Here is a 19,311-nt window from a genome sequence, read left to right on the forward strand (position 1 = left end):
AAATGCCCGACGCGGAGTCGATCACCAGGCTGATCACCATCGACCGGGACAGCCCGGTGCCGCTGTACTTCCAGATCGCGCAGCAGCTCCAGCAGCTCATCGAGTCGGGCACACTGGCACCCGGTACGCAGCTGGAGAACGAGATCTCGCTGGCGAAGCGGTTCGAGCTGTCGCGTCCGACCATGCGCCAGGCCATGCAGCACCTGGTGGACAAGGGACTGCTCGCGCGCAAGCGCGGAGTGGGCACCCAGGTCGTCAACGACCGCGTCCGCCGGCAGATCGAGCTGACCAGCCTCTTCGAGGACCTGGAGCGCGACGGCCGCCGGCCGCGCACCGAGCTGCTGTCGATGGAGACCCTGCCGGCCGCCGGCAGGGTCGCGACGGCGCTCCGGCTCGAACCGGGTGCGCCCACCCTGGCGCTGCGCCGGCTGCGGTACGCGGACGACGAGCCCATCGCGGTCATGGAGAACCATCTGCCGGCGGACCTGCTGAGCCCGAGCGAGCAGGATCTCGCCGCGCACGGCCTCTACCAGCTGCTCGGCCGGGCCGGTGTGACCCTGCGCTCCGCCGAGCAGACGATCGGGGCGCGCCGGGCGACGGCGGCGGAGTGCCGCCTGCTGACGGAGCCGCGCGGCGGCACCCTGCTGACCATGGAGCGCACGGTGCTCGGCGACGCGGGCCGCCCGGTGGAGTTCGGCTCGCACCTCTACCGGGCCTCGCGCTACTCGTTCGACATGACGCTCACCGCGCGCTGAACCGCACGCGGCCCGGCCTCACCCGGACGACCGGCGCAGCCCCGCGACCAGGACCTCGACCAGCCGGCGCGCGTCGTACCGGGCATTGCCGCCGGCGCCCGCGCACAGGCCCCCGACGCCGCGCATGAACGCGTAGGCGTCCACGTCGGAGCGGATCTCGCCGGCCCGGACGGCGGCGTCGAGCAGTTCGGCGCAGACGGGAACGAGCCGCTCCAGGAAGTAGGAGTGCAGCGGGTCGAAGCAGGGGTCGTCGGACTGCAGCACCCCGGCGAGCCCCTGCTTGGTGACGAGGAAGTCGACAAAGAGATCGACCCATCGCCCCAGCGCGGCGTGCGGGGTGGCGCTGTCCGCCAGCAGGGCGGGACCGGCCTCGGCAAGGGCCTCCACCTGGTGCCGGTAGACAGCGACGATGAGGTCCGCCCGCGTCGGGAAATGGCGGTAGATGGTGGCCGTCCCGACGCCCGCCCTGGCCGCGATGTCGCGGATCGGCGCCTCCACGCCCGACTCGACGAAGACCGCTGCCGCGGAGCCGAGCAGGGCCTCCTCGTTGCGTCGCGCGTCCGCGCGTTTGGGCCGGGGCGCACGCACCGCGTCCCGATCGGCGTCAGTCACCGCATCGTCCTTCCGTACCTGGCTTCCGTATCGGTCTTCGCACCGGGCTTCCGTACCCGGGATTGCTAAACGGGACAGTGTCCCGTATTTTCAATCGGGACAGCGTCCCGTTTATCCATCATGACAGACCGCGGGCGCCCGTACCCGCCGACGCCGCCCGGGACCGCCCTGGTTCCGGCCGGGCGCGTGCGCGAAGGAGCGAAACAATGTCGACTTATCTATTGGTCCATGGTGCCTGGCACAGCGGGCAGGCCTGGGAACGGGTGGTGCCGCTGCTGACCTCGGCCGGACACCGGGTGCTCGCCCCCTCCCTGACCGGCTACGGCGACAAGGCGCACCTGCTCGGCCCCGACGTGGGGCTGGACACCCATGTCGAGGACATCGTCGGGCTGATCACCGAAGAGGACCTCAGCGATGTGGTGCTCGTGGGCCACAGTTACGCCGGGCTCGTCATCACGTCCGTCGCCAACCGGGTGCCCGACCGGATCGCGCACCTCGTCTACCTCGACGCGATGGTCCCCGAGCACGGCGAGACCGCGGTCGACGCCCAGCCGATCACCTTGGTCCTCATCGACGAGGCCGCGAAGTCGGACACCCCCTGGCGGATTCCGCCGCTGCCCGAGATGCCGCCGCCCGCCGGACTGTTCGGGGTCACCGACCCGGCCGACGTCGCGTGGCTGCGCGCCATGCTGTCCGACCAGCCGGTGCGCTGCCTCCGGCAGCCGGTCCAGCTCGACAATCCCGCCGCCGACGCGGTCCGGCGGACACACATCCACTGCACCGTCGGCAAACCGGAGGGCATCACCCGTCGCCCCGTCCCGCCGGTGCAGCCCGACGGCACCCCCGCACAGGTGTGGGAGCTGCCGACCGGGCACGACTGCATGATCACCATGCCCGCCGAGCTGTCGGACCTGCTGCTCAAGCTGGGCTGACCGCTCCCGCCGGAGCCCCGGCCCCGTACCGCCGGTCAGCGGTCGCGACGGGCGTTGAGCCGGGCCGCCCGGCGCGTCAGATGGTCGCGTTCGGCGAGGTTGGGGGCCTTCTCCGCCGCCTCTGCGTACAGCCGCGCCGCCTTCGCCAGGTCGCCGTCGCGCTCATGGAGGTAGGCCGCCACCGCGGTGTGACGCGGCAGCGAGTCGTCCAGCGCCGCGAGCGCCGCCAGGCCGGCCCTCGGCCCGTCGGCCTCGCCCACGGCGACCGCGCGGTTGAGCCGGACCACCGGGCTGTCGGTCAGCCGCTCCAACTCGTCGTACCACTCCACGATCTGCACCCAGTCGGTCTCCTCGGCGGTCGGCGCGTCGGCGTGGAGCGCCGCGACGGCGGCCTGCGCCTGGAACTCCCCCAGCCGGTCGCGGGCCAGGGCTGCTTGGAGGATCACCACACCCTCGGCGATCGCCCTGGTGTCCCACTGGCCCCGGTCCTGGTCGGCGAGCGGCACCAGGCTGCCGTCCGGGGCGGTACGGGCGGCGCGCCGGGCGTGGTGGAGCAGCATCAGCGCGAGCAGGCCCGCCACCTCGGGGTGGTCGATCCGGGCCGCGAGCTGCCGGGTGAGGCGGATGGCCTCGGCTGCGAGGTCGACATCACCGGAGTAGCCCTCGTTGAAGACCAGGTAGAGAACGCGCAGGACGGTGGCGACATCGCCCGGCCGGTCGAACCGCACCCCGGCCACGGTGCGCTTGGCCCGGCTGATGCGCTGGGCCATGGTCGCCTCGGGGACCAGATACGCCCGGGCGATCTGGCGGGTGGTCAGCCCGCCGACCGCGCGCAGGGTGAGGGCGACGGCGGAGGACGGGGTCAGCGACGGGTGGGCGCACAGGAAGTAGAGCTGGAGTGTGTCGTCCACGGCCGGCGCGGGCCCGGGCGCCGGCTCCTCCTCGACGCGTTCCTCGCGCCGGAGGCGAGCGGTGTCCGCCCGGGTCGCGTCGAGGAACTTGCGCCAGGCCACGGTGACCAGCCAGCCCTTCGGATCCCGGAGGGGCTCCCCGCCGGCCCCGGGCGAGGAGCCCGGGGCGGGGGCGGCCGGCCAGCGGCGGACCGCCTCGACCAGCGCCTCCTGGACCGCGTCCTCCGCCGCCGCGAAGTCGGCTCCGCGGCGGACGAGGACGGCGAGCACCTGCGGCGTGAGGCTGCGGAGCAGAACCTCGTCCATGGGGGACGTCACTCCGTGACGGTGGGGTGCACGCCCAGGAAGGGGCGCAGCTCCAGCCATTCGTGGATGGGCTTCCCGCCCGCGCCGGGGGCGGCCGACAGCTCCCCGGCCAGCTCGACCGCGCGGTCGTAGCTGTCGACGTCGATGATCATCCAGCCGGCGATGACGTCCTTCGTCTCGGCGAACGGGCCGTCGGTGACGGGCGGGCGGCCCTCGCCGTCGTACCGGACGAACGTCCCCTCGGGGGCGAGCGCCTGGCTGTCGACGAACTCGCCGGTCTTCTCCAGCCGGGCCGCGAATTCGTTCATGTACTGCAGGTGGGCCGAGATCTCCTCCGGCGTCCACTCGGCCATCGGCACGTCGTTGACGGCGGCCGGGGCGCCTCGGTAGTGCTTCAGCAGCAGGTACTTGGCCATGGTCTTCTCCTCGGTGTCGTGCGACCGGTCCGGTCGCGTTCACCACGGGGACGGAGCCGGTCCCGGGTTCTCGACATCATCGTCAGAATTTCTTTCCGCGGACTTCCCGACGTGCACGCACGCACTCTGCGGATGTGAACCTGCGCCCCCTTGTCCCCGCTGGTCCCCATGGGGAAAGCCCTGAGCGTGTGTCCTGGGGCGCCACCGGGTCAAGACGCCACCAGGAATCACCGCAGGGAAGACCGCCCACGATAGAGTTACTTAGGCATACCTAACTTCTCTTGGATGGTGATCAAGTGCCCAAGGAGAACGTGCGGCTCGGGACCGTACAGGAGACACTGCTCATCCCGCTCTACGGACGCGCACTCGACGCGCAGGCTCGCCGACCGATCCTCGGAGATGCCGAGGCGCTGAGGATGGTCGAGCGCATCGACTACGACTTCGAGAAGTTCCGCGGGCCCTCGCTCGTGGGCTCCGTGCTGCGCAGCGCCATCTTCGACGGCTGGGTACGCCGCTTCCTCAGCGAACATCCCGACGGCACCGTGGTCGAACTCGGCGCCGGGCTCGGCACACGCTCTCGCCGCCTCGACAACGGGCGAGCGCGCTGGTTCGACCTCGATCTGCCGGACACCGTGGAGTTGCGGCGGAGGTTCCTTCGCGACTCCCCGCGGACCACGACCCTCGCGGCATCGGTACTGGAGACCGACTGGTTCGAGCAAGTGGCGGACGGCGGCGGTCCGTACTTCTTCGTCAGCGAGGCCGTGCTCCTCTACTTGGACGAAGGTCAGGTCCGCTCTGTCGTAGAAGCCCTGACGGGCCGATTCCCCGGATCCGATCTGAGCTTCGACACCGGCGGTGGCGCCATGATGCGCAACCAGGATCGCAACCCGGTGTTCAAGTCCGTTGATGCACGGATGACATGGACCTGCGATGACCCGAAGGCTCTGGAGGCCTGGGGCCGACGCTGCGCGAGAGCAGGACGTTCGCCAGCCCGCAGGCGGACATAGCCAGAACCTGGCCATAGCGCCATCGATACGGCATACCGCTTCTGGCGCGCCTGGTCCCGCCCGCCGTCAACTCGTACAGAATCAACCTCTTCACCCTGGGATCAACTCGCCATAAGCGACACGCTCCGTAGGAACGCGGCCCTTCCCCGCCCGATGCCGCCGCCACACCCTGGACCGCGGATCAACACATGCGCCTCTTTTCAAACGGATTGCGCCACCGGCGGGCTCACGGGAGACCAGGCGAAGACACCTGTTCCCCTGTGAGCCCGCGCGGCGTACACGCACCGAACAATCCCAGCCATCCCGAGCCGATCTGACCGGTAGACGGCTACGCCATGTGCCTCTGCCATATACGATCACCCGACCATGCCTGATGCACAATCAGCCCAGCCGAGCGCGCTCCGGTCCCGCCGCGAGACAACGGTGCAGTTCCGGGCGGGCACCTCATCCGTAGGCCTCACGTCGACCGTCGTGTCCCCCGCCGTGACTCACCGGCGGCACACGCGGGGCCCGCGTGCATCAGTCGGCGATTCCGAGCCAACTCAAGGGTTATCCATGGCACGTTCTCCTGCGTCCTCGGGCGCCCCACCCGACAGGCCCGGCCTCTGGTGGGCGGCTCTGCTGCTCACCGTTGTGCCGCTCGTGTTCGGAGTGTTCTCCACGAGTCGGCTGTCCGCCCCACTGGCCGTTGTCTACGCAGCCTCGGCGGTGTCGGCCATGGCCTGCCTCATCTCCCTGCGGGCACGGCATCTGAAGACGGCCGCAGATGCCGCTCTCCGGCGGACGGAGTCTCAGGCCCGGCAGGCGGAAGCTGCGCGCCAGGACGCCGAGTGGAGGCAGTACGTCGGCCGACAGTCTGAACTGGTTGTCGAGGAGGTCGGCCATCTCGCCTCCGAGCGGCTGCCCGCGGCCCTCGGGAAACGGGAGATTCCGCCTCCGCGCCGCGGTGCCTCACAACTGGGCCCTGTCTTGGCGGACAGCCTGGAGCGGCTGCTCTCCCAGGTCTCGACCGCGGTGGAGGATCGTGAGGAGTCACACCGGCTGGCACTGATCGAACTCGCGAACCGCGTCCAGACCTCCGCTCACCGCATTCAGGCCACCGCCACAGGAGTGGCCGAGAGATACCCGGGAGACGCGGATCTACTCGAAGCCACGATGCACGTGGACCACGCGGCCACCCAGCAGGCGCGGCACGCCCAGAGTCTGAAGGTGCTGTGCGGTGAGTGGCCCGGGCAGCAGTGGCAGCGGCCGCTGGCCTTGGTCGACGTGGTCAGAGCCGCTTCAGGAAGGATCGTTTCCTTCAAACGCATCGAAGTGACGGGCGACCCCGATGTCGGCGTCACGGCTCCCGTCGTGGAGCCCCTCATCCATCTCCTCGCCGAACTGCTCGCCAACGCCACGGAGTACAGCCCGCCGAGAACCGGTGTCCCGGTCACGGTCCGGACCGTGCAGCGGGGGGCAGTCATCGAGGTGGACGACGGCGGGCTCGGACTCGACGAGTACCGCCTGGCCGAAGCACGCGAGATCGCCTCCGGCCGCCGGCTCCTCGGCGTCGGCGATGTGGGGGAGATTCCGCAGACCGGCTTCGCGGTCGTCGGACGCTTCGCCCGGCGGCACGGCCTCGGCGTCGACCTGGGACCGTCTCCGTACGGTGGTGTGCGTGCCGTGGTCCTCGTACCGGTGGAACTGCTTACGGCCCTTGCCCCGGTGGGCACACCAGCAGCCGCGCGCGTCCCCGGATCCAGGCCCGCGCCACCGGCCCCGGAGGAGCATCGGGCACCCGCGGCCCGTCCCTCGCAGCCCATGACGGAGCCGACCGCGCCGTCGTCGGATCCTGCTCCGGAACCGCTGCCGGGCGGTCCTCTCGCATCGACCGACGCCGAACACCGCATGTCCTCCTCGTCGCAAGCGCCCGCGCACCGGCCTTCCCGCAGACTGCCGCAGCGCCGCTCCCGGCGCGACGGCCAGACGCCCCAGGTCCAGGCGGCGCCGACGGCTGTCACCCCACCCGGTTCGCCGGAGGACGCGGGCAACTGGATGGAGCAGTTCTTCGAGGGCGGCCGCGCCGATGCTCCGCTGCCCGGCGGCCATGCCGAGTACACGCACGGCAGCGACCACGGTCTATCCGCTACTCACCCAGATTCGACAGAAGGACAGACCTGATCATGAGCTACGTGGAGAGCCCTCAGCAGCGTGGATGGATGCTGGCTGAGGTCACAGCGGTGCCGGGAGTGCGGCAGGCCATTGTGTTCAGTGCGGATGGGCTGCTGCTGGCCAGTTCGGACGGAATCGACAGGGATTCGGCCGACCGGCTGTCGGCCAACTGTTCCGGGCTGCAGTCCTTGGGACGCAGCCTGGGCAGGGAGTTCGGAGAGGACGGCGGCGCCGTACACCAGCAGATGGTCGAGTTCAAAGGCGGCTTCCTCTTCATGCGGAGCGCCAACGGCGCACACCTCGCGGTGGTGACGGGACCGGTCGTCGATCCGAAGCTGGTCGCCCGCCAGATGCAGGCCCAGGTCATGAAGATCGGAGCCCACAACCTCAGCAGTCCGCCGCGGCAGGGGTCCGTGTGACCGCGTCCGGAGGAGACCCTTTCCCGGACGGTGCCGTTCGTCCCTACGTCATCACCCGAGGACGCGCGCGGCCCAGTCGGAACACCGTCGGGGTCGAGACCCTCCTGATCGTGGCCGATACGCACAAGCCGCTCCCCGTCACAGCCACCCGGGAGGAGCTCGCTCTGATGCGCATGTGCGAGCGTCTGATCTCCCTGGTGGAAGCTGCCGCACATCTCGCGCTGCCGGTCAGTCTCATGAAGGTGCTGGCGTCCGACCTCGTGGACAGCGGTCATCTGTCCGCGCGGTCCGGCGTCCCGCAAGCCGCACTGCCCGACAGCCACTTGCTTCAGGAGGTACTGGATGGGCTCCGCCGGCTCGTCTGATCGCTATTTACCCGACACTGTCCAGCAAGCGGCCAAGATCCTGGTCGTGGGTGCCTTCGGCGTGGGCAAGACGACGCTCGTCGGGTCCGTCAGCGAGATCGAACCGCTGCGCACCGAGGAAGTCATGACCGTGGCGAGCGTCGGCATCGACGACCTGGCGGGGATGAGTACCAAGTCAACTACCACCGTAGCCATGGACTTCGGCAGAATCACGCTCAGTTCGCGGCTGGTGCTCTATCTGTTCGGAATGCCTGGTCAGCGTCGGTTCTGGGATTTGTGGGAAGGACTGTCCGAGGGCGCCATCGGAGTGCTCGTCCTCATCGACACCCGGCGGCTGGAGGACAGCTTCGACGTCCTGGAGCAACTGGAGATCCGCGGGCTGCCCTTCGCCGTCGCCGTCAACCAGTTCCCCGACAGCGAGCAGTACTCGGTGGACGAACTGCGCGGGGCCCTGGACCTTCTGCCCGACACACCTATCGTCAGCTGCGACGCACGCCACTACAGTTCGTCGGTCGGTTCTCTGGTGAGCCTTGTGGAGTACGTATCGGGCAACCGGACTGCGGCCGCCTGGGAGACCACGTCATGAGCCTCACACCACCACCCGCCTGCCCGGCACACGACGCGCAGTCGACCGGGCTGATGCCCCTGTCGGCGGCGGTGGGATCCGCGGACCCGCAGGCTGCCTATCGCAGGCTGCGCAGCGAATGGGGCAACGTTGCCAAGGTCGAACTGGAACCGGGAGTACCCGCCTGGCTCGTCCTCGGCTACCGGGAACTCCTGACCATCACCCGGCAGGAACAGTTGTTCTCCCGCGATGCCCGCAACTGGCGCGACCTCAACAACGGCCTCGTGCCACTCCATTCGGGTCTTCTCCCGATGATGGCATGGCGGGCGAACGTCATCGGGGCCGACGGCCCTGAGCATCGTCGGCTGCGCAGGCCGCTCGACAACGCTGTCGCGAAGATGGACCAGCGGCGGGTCCGCCGGGAGGTGGAAGCACTCTGTACCGAGCTGATCGCCGAGTTCTCGCCGCGTGGCCGCGCGGATCTCGTGAACGAGTACGCGACCATCGTGCCGATGCTGTCGCTGGCCTCCCTCTTCGGCCTGGACACCACCGAGGGACGAGAACTGCTGGACGCGCTCATCGCGCTGTTCGGGAGCGCCGACAATTCGCAGAGCGGCAACAGGAACTTCGAGCAGATCATCCTGGACACTGTGCGTGAGCGGCGGCGCAACCCGACTGGTGACATGACCACGGCGTTCATCAGTGATCCGAACCTGCGGAATGAGGCGGAACACCTCCAGTCGGTCGTCGTGATGATCTCGGCGGGCAACGAGACGGTGACGGCCTGGATCTCCCACACGCTCCGGCTGATGCTCACCGACCCCCGGTTCGCCGCACGCCTGCGCGGCGGCCGGCTCGGTATCGACGACGCGTTGGACGAGGCGCTGTGGCGCGATCCTCCCATGAACAACATGCCGGCCAGATACGCGTTGCACGACACCGAGCTGGGCGGTCACGTCATCCGGCGTGGCGACTGTCTGATTCTCGGTCTGTGCGGTGCCAACGACGACCCCGTGATCCGCCCCGGGAACGACGAGGAGAGCTGGGGAAACCGTGCCCATCTCGCCTTTTCCGCCGGCCCACACGTCTGCCCCGCACAGGTTCCCGCCCGGCTGATCACCCGTACAGCGGTGCAGACCGCCCTGCACCTGCTGCCGGACATGCGCCTCAGCATCCCGGCAGAAGAAGTGACCTGGCGTCCCTCCCCCTGGACACGGGTGCCGATGTCGCTTCCCGCGGAGTTCTCCGCCTCCCGCATCGGCGCCGACATCCGCCGATGACATCCCCTGTCCCCGCCGGACCTGCGGCCACCGCCGCGGGTCCCGTACCTTGGAGCAGCGCATGACGCGTACGGATTCCTCCGAAGGCCACATACCTGTCGTCGCCCTCGACCCCCGCGGAACAGATCACCACGCCGAAGCCGCCCGGCTTCGCTCGCTCGGCCCTGTCGTCCGGGTCCGGCTTCCGGGCGACGTCATGGCCTGGTCGGTGACGGAACACGCCCTGCTCAACGACATGGTCGCCGATCCCCGTTTCAGCAAGGACTGGCGCAACTGGAGTGCCATCGTCCGCGGCGAGATCGAGGACGGGTGGCCGCTCATAGGCATGGTGAAAGTGACCAACATGGTCACGTCCGACGGCCAGGAACACCGCCGGCTGCGCAAACTGGTCACCCAGACCTTCACTCCACGCCGCGTCCAGGAAATGCGCCCACGGATCGAGCAGATCATCGGCGACCTGCTCGACTCCCTTCCCGACCGAGTGGACGCCGACGGCAGCGTGGACCTGCGCAGGCACTTCGCACACCCTGTGCCGATGCAGGTCATCTGCGAGCTGTTCGGCGTCCCCTCCCACGAGCGTCAGCGGCTCCAGGAGCTGATGGACAACATCTTCCGCTCGGACCTTCCTCCCGCGGAAGTCGCCGCCAGCCAGATCGAGCAGTACCAGCTGCTGGGCCGGGTCGTGGAGGCTCGGCGCGGCGATCCCGGTGATGACCTCACCAGCGCGCTCATCGCCGCGCGTGAGGCGGACCCCGACGCTCTGAGCGAGGAGGAGCTCGTCGGTACTCTCCTGCTGATGCTGTCAGCAGGGCAGGAGACCACGCTGAGCCTCATCACCAACGCGGTACGCGCACTGCTGACCCATCCTGATCAGCGTGCTCTCGCCACGGGCGGCGACGCCTCGGTCTGGGCGGACGTGGTGGAGGAGACCCTGCGCTGGGACGCGCCGATCGGCAACTTCCCCTTCCGCTACCCGCTGGAGGACGTGGAGATCGCCGGGGTCCGCATCCCCAAGGGCGAAGCGATCATGGCCCCGTACAGCGCAGTCGGCCGCGACCGGCGCCAACACGGTTCCGATGCCGACAGGTTCGACATCACCCGCGAGCAGCGCAGGCATCTGGCGTTCAGCCACGGCCCCCACTTCTGCCTCGGCGCCCCCCTGGCACGCCTGGAGGCCGCGCTGGCCATCCCGGCCGTCTTCCGGCGCTACCCGGATCTTTCGCTGGCGGTCGACCCCGGGGCGCTGGTCCCCGTGCCGTCCCTCTTCTCCAACAGCTCCTCGACCCTGCCGGTACGCCTCGGCAACTGATGGCTCCGCGGTCTGCCCCGCTCGTCGGGCACTGCCAGGAGCTCCCCCGCACCGCTGCGCGGGGGAGCTCCGCCCATCGCGCGGCAGCCCGCCGCGCCACCACCTCACACGAGTGCCCGCGCGACCTCTGCCACCGCCTCGCGGGTGATGCCGAAGTGTTCGAAGAGTTCCCGGGCCGAAGCGGAGGCGCCGAAATTCTCCACGCAGATCGCCCGCCCCTCCAGCCCCAGAAGGTCATGCCAGCCCTGACTTACCCCGGCCTCGATGACAACCCGGCGGCGTACCGACGGCGGGATGACAGTTTCACGGTACGAGGCGGGCTGTGCGTCGAACCACTCTCGGCACGGCATGGAGACCACGCGGGCCCGGATCGACTCCGCCGCCAGGGCACGAGCGGCCTCGATGGCCACCCACACCTCGGATCCGGTGGCGATGAGGATGACGTCCGGGGCACTGCGCTCCTCCTCCCCGGCAGGCATTTCGTAGCGGATGTAGCCGCCGAGCGCGGCTCCTTCGGTCGGTCTCAGACCGTCCCCTTCCTCGGGCAGTACCGGGAGATCCTGTCTGCTCAGGCTGAAGCCCACGGGACCGCCTCTGTTGCTCAGAACCCGCCAGAGGGTGACTGCGGTCTCATTGGCGTCGGCGGGGCGTACCACGTCCAGACCAGGCATGGCACGAAGCGAGGCGAGGTGCTCGACCGGCTGATGGGTGGGGCCGTCCTCGCCGAGGCCGATCGAGTCATGCGTCCAGACATAGAGCGTGGGCAGCCCCATGAGCGCGGCCAGGCGCACGGCCGGACGCATGTAGTCGCTGAAGACGAGGAAGGTTCCTCCATAGGGGCGGCTGAGCCCGGAGAGGGCGATGCCGTTCATGGCCGCGGCCATGAAGTGCTCCCGGATGCCCCAGTGGATGGTCCGGCCGGCCGGATCAGCGCCGGGCAGAGTACTGGAGGCGGGCAGGAAGGAGGAAGCCGGCTCGACCGTGGTGTGGTTGGAGTCGCCCAGATCCGCGGATCCGCCCCACAGTTCCGGCAGTTGCAGAGCCGCCGCACGTAGGGCCTGGCCGAATGCCTTGCGGGTGGCGACCGGCGGGCCGGGGCGGAACACCGGGCGGGCGTCGGGGAAGTCGGCCGGGGGCCGACCGCTCCTGATACGGGTCAGCAGAGCGCTGCGGTCGGGGTGCGCCCGGGCCCACCCGGTGAGCGCCCGCTCCCAGGCGCCGCGCGCGGTAGCCCCCCTGCTCCGGGCCGTCCTGGTGGTCGCCTCGTACACGTCCGCCGGAAGAGCGAAAGTGGCGTCGGTGTCGGCACCCAGCACTGCTTTGGCCCTGCGGACCGCTTCGGCGCCGAGGGCGGAGCCGTGGGAGGCAGCGGTGTTCTTCGCCCCGGGGACGGGCCACGCTATGGTGCTCCGCATGACGATGATCGAGGGCCGGGACGTCTCCCCGGTCGCCGCCTCAAGTGCCTCGGACAGCCCGGCGACATCGACATCGCCGTCCGCTGCCAGTTCCACGCGCTGGACGTGCCAGCCCTGGGCGGCGTAACGGCCGCCCACGTCTTCGCTCGTCGCCAGTTCGGTACTGCCCTCGATCGAGATCCGGTTGTCGTCGTGGATGACGACGAGGTTGCCGAGCTTCTGGTGACCGGCGAAGGACGCCGCCTCCGCGCTGATTCCTTCCTGGATGTCGCCGTCTGAGCAGAGCACGAACACCCGGTGGTCGAAGGGGCTCGTACCCTCCGGCGCGTCCGGATCCAGGAGTCCGCGCTCCCGTCGGGCGGCCATCGCCATGCCCACCGCGGTGGCTATGCCCTGGCCGAGCGGCCCGGTGGTGGTCTCGACTCCTGGGGTATGTCCCCACTCCGGGTGCGCCGGTGTCAGGCTGCCCTTCTTCCGGTAGTCGCGGAGGTCGTCGAGGGTGAGGGGGTAGCCCGTGAGAAGGAGCTGGATGTAGAGCGTGAGACTGGAGTGGCCGCACGAGAGCACGAAGCGGTCACGGCCCGGCCAAGCCGGGTCGGCGGGATCGTGCCGCAGGAAGCGCTGGAAGACCAGGTGGGCCGCCGGGGCCAGGCTGACCGCGGTACCGGGATGGCCGTGTCCTGCCTCTTCGACAGCGTCCATGGCCAGGACCCGGGCGGTGACGACCGCACGCCGGTCCAGATCGGTCCAGTCGAAAGGGGCGGAGGCCGGCGTCTGCTCCGGCGACGGGGTGTTTACCACAGCGTGTACCCACCGTCCACGACGAGGATCTCCCCTGTGACGAAGGACGAGGCGGCGCTCGCCAGGTACAGCGCTGCCGGGGCGATCTCCAGGGCTTGCGCGTACCGTTCCATGGGCACTTCGTCGATCCAGTAGTGCTTGTACTCCGGGCTGTCGATGTCGGAGATCTCGGTCTTGGTGTATCCGGGTGCGATCGCGTTGACCCGGACCGAACGCGGGGCCCATTCGGCGGCGAGGGACTTGGTGAGGTGATGCACGCCTGCCTTGGACACGGCGTACGGGGCGTGCCACTGCGGCCGGTTGATGATCATGCCAGACATGGAGCCGATGTTGACGATCGAGCCGGTGCCGCGCTCGACCATGGAGGCGCCGAACACCTGACTCGCCTTCCAGACCGCGCTCAGATTGGTGGCCAGTACCCGGTCCCAGTCCTCGTCGCTGATGGACAGGGACGCGCCGTGGATGCCGATCCCCGCGTTGTTGACCAGGACATCGACGGGGCCGAGTTGCCGGGTCACCCGGTCGTGCAGGGAGGTCAGATCGGCTCGGCTGGTGACGTCGGCCCGCACGGCCAGTGCCGTGGCTCCGTCGGCCACGAGTTCGGCCGCGGTGCGCTCGTTGCGCTCCTCGTCCCGTCCGACGACGGCCACCGCGGCACCCGCCTGGGCGAAGGCCGTGGCGATGGCCTTGCCGATGCCCCGGTTCCCTCCCGTGACGACGGCGACCTGGCCGTCGAGGCGGAATCTGTCCAACACGTTCATGAGGTGCGCTCCTTGCTGTGATCATTGCTTTCGTCCGACGCCACGACGCGTATGACGCGATCGGCGCGGCGACGGGTACGGGTGATCAGTTCGGCGTTGGCCTGGTCGGAACCGTGCGAGCGGTCGTGAGCCTCTTCGGGTGAGCGTCCGTACGACATGTGCCGGGTGATGAGCCGCCGCAGCCGGGTCACCTCCCCTGGTTCCAGGAACCAGCAGGTGTCGAGCAGCCCGCGTATCTGCTCCCATGGCCCGTCCTCGACGAGCAGGTAGTTGCCCTCGGTCACGACGAGGGGGACATCGCGGGGCACCGGTACGGCGCAGGCGATGGATTCCTCCAGACTCCGGTCGAACAGGGAGGCGTAGACGACTTCTTCGTCCCGCGCGCGGAGTCTGCGCAACAGGTTGACGTAGCCCGCGGCGTCGAACGTGTCGACGGCTCCCTTGCGGGGATGCCTGCCCAGCCGGTCGAGTTCGGCGTTGGCCAGGTGGAATCCGTCCAGTCCCACCAGGACCGCCTGTCCGCCGAGTGCGGACACCAGGGCCTCACCGAGCGTCGACTTGCCGGAGCCCGGGGCCCCTACGATGCCCAGGACCGTGCGCTGCCCGGGGACGATCATGGACCTGGCGGCGGCGATGAGCTCCGCGTGGCCGGCATCCTCCACCGTCGGTGTGCGGTCGTCCTCGGCACCCGTGCTCCGGGTCATCCCCGCTCTCCCCTCTTGTGTCCGGGACCGGGCTTCTTTGCCCCGGTCATGATCGCGACGACCTCTTCCATGGAGGTCTGCGCCGGCTCGACGAGCGCGATGCGGCGTCCCAGCCGATGGATGTGGATGCGGTCGGCGACCTGGAACACATTGGGCATGTTGTGGCTGATGAGCACGACGGGCAGTCCTCTGTCCCGGACACGCAGGATCAGGTCCAGGACCTGGTTGGTCTCCCGTACGCCGAGGGCAGCCGTCGGTTCGTCCATCACCACCACTCGTTTGGCCCAGGCGGCGACACGTGCCACCGCGACGGCCTGACGCTGCCCTCCGGACAGGGTCTCCACCTTCTGGGTGATGGACTGCACCCGGATTCCCAGGTCCGCCATCTGCCGGGCCGACTCGTGCCGCATTCCCCGTGTGTCCAGCTGGCGGAAGACGGTGCCCCGCAGCCCCTTGCGGCGCTGTTCGCGGCCGAGGTAGAGGTTCTGGGTGATGTCGAGGGCCGGGGCCACCCCCAACTCCTGGTAGACGGTCTCGATGCCGGCGCCCCGGGCGTCCAGCGGGCCGCGGAACCGTACGGGCTCCCCGTCGAGGTACAGAGTCCCCGAGTCCGGGACGACCGCTCCCGTCAAAGACTTGATCAAGGTGGACTTGCCCGCCCCGTTGTCACCGATCACTGCGAGGATCTCGCCGGGGCGCAGGTCGAAGTCGCAGTTGTCCATGGCGACCACGTGCCCGTAGTGCTTGGTGAGCCCTCGTGCCTCCAGCACGTTGACTGTGGGGTCCGACCTGGTCATCGCTGCTGCCTCCTTCGTGCCAGGTGGTCCACACCCACCGCGACGATCACCAGGACGCCTGTCGCGACCTGCTGGTAGAGCGAGTCGATGCCCGCCTGGGTGAGCCCGTTCTGGAGCACACTCACGATGAGGGCTCCGATGAGCGTCCCCACGACGCCGCCCCGCCCACCGAGCAGGCTGGTGCCGCCGATGACGACAGCGGTGATGCTGTCGAGATTTCCGTTGGCGTACCCACTGGGGTCGGCCGTCGGTGTACGGCCCAGCGCCTGCCAGGCGGCCAGGGCGTATACGAGGCCAGCGACCACATAGACGCTCAGCAGCACCCGTCGCACTTTGATCCCCGACAGTTCTGCCGCCCGTGTGTTGTCACCGACCGCGTAGACCCGGACACCCCAGGAAGTCTGGGTGAGAGCGAAGCCCAGGACCGCGGTCAGCCCGATCCAGAGCATCACCCCGTAGGTGATGGTGACTCCGCCGATCGCCGGTCCGTCGTTCAGCACGGTGAGGAAGTCGGAGGTGATGGGGTAGCTCTGTGAATCGGTATAGAGGCGGGCCGCGGCCATGACCACCGACATGACGCCGAGGGTCACGATGAAAGGAGGCAGTTTCAGCCAGGACACCAGAGCGCCGTTGACCGCGCCGAGGGCCACGCAGACGACCAGTCCGACCACGGCCGCCAGGACAGGGTCGTTGCCGACGGCCATTTTGCCGATCACCACGGAGCCCAGCACCATGATGGCTCCGTTGGCCAGGTCGATCCCGGACGTCAGGATGATCAGCGTCTGTCCGAGGGCCAGGGTTCCGACCACCACGGACTGCTGGGCGATCAGCGCCAGATTGCCGGAGTTGAAAAAGGTGCTGGTCGTGAGGGCGAACACGATCACCGCCACCACCAGGGCGAGCAGTGGCCCGAAGATCTGGTGGGTGACGAGGCTGCGGAGATCCCTTCGCGCGCGGAGCGGTGTCTCCAGCTCGGCGATGTCGGACTCCCGGACGCCGCCCGCCATCACTTCGGTCCCCAGCAGTGCTCAAGACCCCACTGCGAGGTCTGGGAGGCAAGCCCCTTCACCGGGCGGTCGGTGATGAGCTGCGTCCCGGAGTCGACGATCCCGCCTTCGGGCTTCGTCCCGTCCTTGATGTAGGCGGCAGCGGCCTGCACGGCCTTCTGTCCCATCTTGTCGGGGAACTGCATGGCGGTGGCGCCGATCACGCCGTCTCTGACGTCCTGCACACCGCTGCACGCTCCGTCGACCGACACCAGCACGACCTTGCCCGCGCGCCCCTTGTTCTTGATGGCGGTGTACGCGCCGCGTGCGGTCGGTTCGTTGATGGTGTAAACGACGTTGATGCCGGGGTGCGCCGAGAGGAGGTTCTCCATCTCCTGCTGGCCGGTGTCCTCGGTCCCCTTGGTCAGGGCCTTGCCCGCGAGAGCGGATGCGGCGATGCCGTAGCCGTCCAGAAAGCCCTTGTGCCGGTCGGCGGACGGCGCGTCCGACAGGTCGAAGTCCAGCATCGCGACGCCGGCACCTGCCGGTGCCGACGCCTTGGCCCACTGCCCGATCAGCTTGCCGGCCGCAACGTTGTCCGTCGCATAGGTCGCCGCCGCGGTGCTGTCGGGCTTGAGCGGGGCGTTCACGGCGAGGACCAGGATGCCCTGTTCCTCGGCCCGCTTGAGGACCCCGTTGAGTGCGGTGGCGCTGGCCGGGGTGACCACGATCGCCTTCACCTTGTTGGCGATCATGTTCTCGATGGCCGTGACCTGGGTCGCGGAGTCGCCAGGCGTCTTGGCCTCCGCCTTCATGACCTTCCACCCCTTGGCCTTGGCAGCGTTCTCGGTCGCCTTCTCCAGCGTGCCGAAGAACGGATTGCTGAGATTCAGCGCGACGATGCCGATGGTCGGCTTCCCTCCCGTGTCACCCGCGCCGTTCCCGCCGCAGGCGACGGCGGTGAAGGCACAGGCGAGGGCGAGAGCCGAGACTCTGAGGCCGGCAGAGCCGGCAGCGCGTCGGACGATCTTCATTGACTCAGTCCTCCATGGACGGGGGCCACCCGCCAGGCACGAGGGTCCGGAGTTGCCTCCGAGGACGGCGTGACGGGGATGTTACGTCGATGCTGCGCATGATTAAATCGAGTGTCAAGCATAAATAGCAGAGTTATGTACAATGAACGACATAAATGGGTCGGAGGCCATGCCGACCGGAAACGGAACGTGATCGCGATGACCGGCATTTCATCTGCGGCAGCACCACCCCCGACACCCTGGCGTCCGGACGACGGACCCGGCCGTATCCTCGAACTGATCACCACGGGCCAGGCGCGGACGCGCAGTGGCATAGCTCGGCTCACCGGACTCTCCCGGTCAACCGTCGGCCAGCGCCTCGACTCCCTGTTCGAGGCGGACCTGGTACGCGAGGGTGACGTCACTGCCTCTTCTCGCGGCCGCCCGTCCCGGTCGATCCACCTCAACGGCGCCGCAGGTGCCGTTATCGCCGTGGACATCGGCGAGTCACGCACGCGCGTGGCGGTCACCGATCTCCACGCCAATGTCCTTGCCGACTCGGTCGAGCCTCTCGCCGTCGGCGACGGCCCCCGCGCCCTGCTGGACAGGGTCACGGCGACGGTGCGTGAGGTCATCGAGGAAGCCGAAGCAGGGGACAAACCGGTGGCAGGCATCGGCTTCGGGCTGCCCGCCCCCGTCGACTACGAGGCCGGACGTGTACTTGGCTGGTCCGTCATGTCCGGCTGGGACAACTACGACATCCGAGGCCACCTGCACGAGACGTGGCAGGTACCGATCCTCATCGACAACGACGTCAACCTGCTCACCCTCGCGGAGCACCGCCGGTTCTGGAGCGACCGGCAGAACCTGCTCTACATCAAGGCCGGCACAGGCGTCGGCAGCGGGATGGTGATCGGAGGCCATGTCCACCGAGGGGCACAGGGAGCCGCCGGCGACATCGGGCACGCCCACATCAACGGCTTCGGGGATCCGCAATGCCGCTGCGGCAACCAAGGGTGTCTCGAAGCCCTCGTCGGCGGCTGGGCGCTGGCCCGCGACCTGCGGGACGTACAGGAGGGCGACGACGCCCGTCACGTCGTCGATCGCGTCAGACGCGGTGACAGCCACGCGATCGCCGCACTCAGAAGAGCCGGTCGCGTACTCGGAGAATCCGTCGCCCACGCCACCAGCCTCCTCAATCCGGATGTCATCGTCCTCGGGGGAATGCTGAGCACCACCGGGGACCATCTGATGGCAGGGGTCCGCGAGGTCGTGTACCAGCGCTCACTGCCTCTGGCCACACGGCAACTGCAGATCGCCCCCACCGGGTACAAGTCGCATGCCGGAATCACCGGAGCCGCCCTCCTCGTACGAGACCATGTGCTGTCCCCCGCCGTACTGGACGTGGCGCTTGCCGCAGGCAGCCAACCCTTCCTGCGGCCCTGACGAGTTCATGCGCGTCCGGCGGGGGACATCGCGTCATGCGCGTGCGGCGGACGCAATGACCCTCGCCGGACGCCGAGCCTCAACTCGGCCTTTTCTCAAGACTGTTGCTCACCCCAGGCCTACTCGGCGAGCGCCATGTCGCCCGCGCCCAGGCGATATTGACAGCGCAGGCTCACCGGACTGAGCCTTGGGACTGTCGAGACTCCCGATGCGAGTGGGACCGAGGCGCCGAACTCATGCCGCTTTGGGCCTGCCCTCGCACACGCCCCGCCCGGCTCAAGACCCGACTGAAGATCGGACCAGCATGAGACTCAAGAATCAGACCGCGGCCTTCCTTGCGTGCGCCATATTGTCGGC

The 19,311-nt window shown here is 69.0% G+C and carries 19 protein-coding genes; 10 read left to right on the forward strand and 9 right to left on the reverse strand.

Annotated elements, in window-relative coordinates:
* The first annotated feature begins 2 nt into the window (after positions 1 to 2).
* On the forward strand, positions 3 to 755 hold the full coding sequence (locus RLT58_RS03335) for a GntR family transcriptional regulator (protein ID WP_311308861.1): 753 nt from the start codon (positions 3 to 5) through the stop codon (positions 753 to 755).
* Between the two features lie 18 nt (positions 756 to 773).
* Here the strand turns inward: RLT58_RS03335 and RLT58_RS03340 are convergent, their stop codons facing one another.
* Positions 774 to 1,367 (reverse strand): TetR/AcrR family transcriptional regulator, encoded by a 594-nt coding sequence (locus RLT58_RS03340; RefSeq protein WP_311308862.1) that lies wholly within the window; start codon positions 1,365 to 1,367, stop codon positions 774 to 776.
* A gap of 206 nt (positions 1,368 to 1,573) precedes the next feature.
* On the opposite strand from RLT58_RS03340, the gene RLT58_RS03345 reads away from it, so the two are divergent.
* A complete protein-coding gene (locus RLT58_RS03345) occupies positions 1,574 to 2,299 on the forward strand; it encodes an alpha/beta fold hydrolase (RefSeq protein ID WP_311308863.1) in 726 nt (241 codons plus the stop codon).
* Between the two features lie 35 nt (positions 2,300 to 2,334).
* On the opposite strand, the gene RLT58_RS03350 is transcribed toward RLT58_RS03345, so the two are convergent.
* The gene (locus RLT58_RS03350) at positions 2,335 to 3,516 is read right to left on the reverse strand and encodes an RNA polymerase sigma factor (RefSeq protein WP_311308864.1); all 1,182 of its coding nucleotides are present in this window, start codon (positions 3,514 to 3,516) and stop codon (positions 2,335 to 2,337) included.
* A gap of 8 nt (positions 3,517 to 3,524) precedes the next feature.
* Positions 3,525 to 3,932, reverse strand: a complete 408-nt coding sequence (locus RLT58_RS03355) for a YciI family protein (RefSeq protein WP_311308865.1) — start codon at positions 3,930 to 3,932, stop codon at positions 3,525 to 3,527.
* A 296-nt stretch (positions 3,933 to 4,228) separates the two neighbouring features.
* Here RLT58_RS03355 and RLT58_RS03360 point away from each other — a divergent pair, with 296 nt between their 5' ends.
* From RLT58_RS03360 to RLT58_RS03390, 7 genes are all read left to right on the forward strand, one after another.
* A complete protein-coding gene (locus RLT58_RS03360) occupies positions 4,229 to 4,939 on the forward strand; it encodes a class I SAM-dependent methyltransferase (RefSeq protein WP_311308866.1) in 711 nt (236 codons plus the stop codon).
* 555 nt (positions 4,940 to 5,494) lie between these two features.
* The gene (locus RLT58_RS03365; RefSeq protein WP_399130823.1) at positions 5,495 to 7,102 is read left to right on the forward strand and encodes an ATP-binding protein; all 1,608 of its coding nucleotides are present in this window, start codon (positions 5,495 to 5,497) and stop codon (positions 7,100 to 7,102) included.
* 2 nt (positions 7,103 to 7,104) lie between these two features.
* Positions 7,105 to 7,512: a roadblock/LC7 domain-containing protein gene (locus RLT58_RS03370; RefSeq protein ID WP_311308868.1), complete on the forward strand. Its 408-nt coding sequence runs from the start codon at positions 7,105 to 7,107 to the stop codon at positions 7,510 to 7,512.
* Positions 7,509 to 7,877, forward strand: coding sequence for a DUF742 domain-containing protein (locus tag RLT58_RS03375; protein WP_311308869.1), 369 nt, complete (start codon positions 7,509 to 7,511; stop codon positions 7,875 to 7,877). The genes RLT58_RS03370 and RLT58_RS03375 overlap by 4 nt, the downstream gene beginning before the upstream one ends.
* Complete coding sequence (locus RLT58_RS03380) at positions 7,855 to 8,463, forward strand: GTP-binding protein (protein ID WP_311308870.1); 609 nt, start codon at positions 7,855 to 7,857, stop codon at positions 8,461 to 8,463. Before RLT58_RS03375 ends, RLT58_RS03380 begins: the two co-directional genes overlap by 23 nt.
* A complete protein-coding gene (locus RLT58_RS03385; RefSeq protein ID WP_311308871.1) occupies positions 8,460 to 9,722 on the forward strand; it encodes a cytochrome P450 in 1,263 nt (420 codons plus the stop codon). Before RLT58_RS03380 ends, RLT58_RS03385 begins: the two co-directional genes overlap by 4 nt.
* Before the next feature lie 61 nt (positions 9,723 to 9,783).
* A complete protein-coding gene (locus tag RLT58_RS03390) occupies positions 9,784 to 11,031 on the forward strand; it encodes a cytochrome P450 family protein (protein WP_311308872.1) in 1,248 nt (415 codons plus the stop codon).
* Positions 11,032 to 11,135: 104 nt separating this feature from the next.
* On the opposite strand, the gene RLT58_RS03395 is transcribed toward RLT58_RS03390, so the two are convergent.
* The 6 genes from RLT58_RS03395 to RLT58_RS03420 form a co-directional block, all read right to left on the reverse strand.
* Positions 11,136 to 13,148, reverse strand: a complete 2,013-nt coding sequence (locus RLT58_RS03395) for a transketolase family protein (protein ID WP_311314401.1) — start codon at positions 13,146 to 13,148, stop codon at positions 11,136 to 11,138.
* Between the two features lie 92 nt (positions 13,149 to 13,240).
* A complete protein-coding gene (locus RLT58_RS03400) occupies positions 13,241 to 14,008 on the reverse strand; it encodes an SDR family NAD(P)-dependent oxidoreductase (RefSeq protein ID WP_311308873.1) in 768 nt (255 codons plus the stop codon).
* On the reverse strand, positions 14,005 to 14,712 hold the full coding sequence (locus RLT58_RS03405) for a nucleoside/nucleotide kinase family protein (protein ID WP_311308874.1): 708 nt from the start codon (positions 14,710 to 14,712) through the stop codon (positions 14,005 to 14,007). Before RLT58_RS03405 ends, RLT58_RS03400 begins: the two co-directional genes overlap by 4 nt.
* Positions 14,709 to 15,509: an ATP-binding cassette domain-containing protein gene (locus tag RLT58_RS03410; RefSeq protein ID WP_311308875.1), complete on the reverse strand. Its 801-nt coding sequence runs from the start codon at positions 15,507 to 15,509 to the stop codon at positions 14,709 to 14,711. The genes RLT58_RS03405 and RLT58_RS03410 overlap by 4 nt, the downstream gene beginning before the upstream one ends.
* Positions 15,506 to 16,516, reverse strand: a complete 1,011-nt coding sequence (locus RLT58_RS03415) for an ABC transporter permease (protein ID WP_311308876.1) — start codon at positions 16,514 to 16,516, stop codon at positions 15,506 to 15,508. The genes RLT58_RS03410 and RLT58_RS03415 overlap by 4 nt, the downstream gene beginning before the upstream one ends.
* Positions 16,516 to 17,529, reverse strand: coding sequence for a substrate-binding domain-containing protein (locus RLT58_RS03420; protein ID WP_311308877.1), 1,014 nt, complete (start codon positions 17,527 to 17,529; stop codon positions 16,516 to 16,518). The genes RLT58_RS03415 and RLT58_RS03420 overlap by 1 nt, the downstream gene beginning before the upstream one ends.
* A 198-nt stretch (positions 17,530 to 17,727) precedes the next feature.
* Between RLT58_RS03420 and RLT58_RS03425 the strand changes: the two genes are divergently transcribed.
* Positions 17,728 to 18,954 carry an ROK family transcriptional regulator gene (locus RLT58_RS03425; RefSeq protein WP_311308878.1) on the forward strand — a complete coding sequence of 409 codons (1,227 nt, stop codon included), beginning with the start codon at positions 17,728 to 17,730 and terminating at the stop codon, positions 18,952 to 18,954.
* The last annotated feature ends 357 nt before the right edge of the window (positions 18,955 to 19,311 follow it).

The organism is Streptomyces sp. ITFR-16 (assembly GCF_031844705.1).
GTDB lineage: Bacteria > Actinomycetota > Actinomycetes > Streptomycetales > Streptomycetaceae > Streptomyces.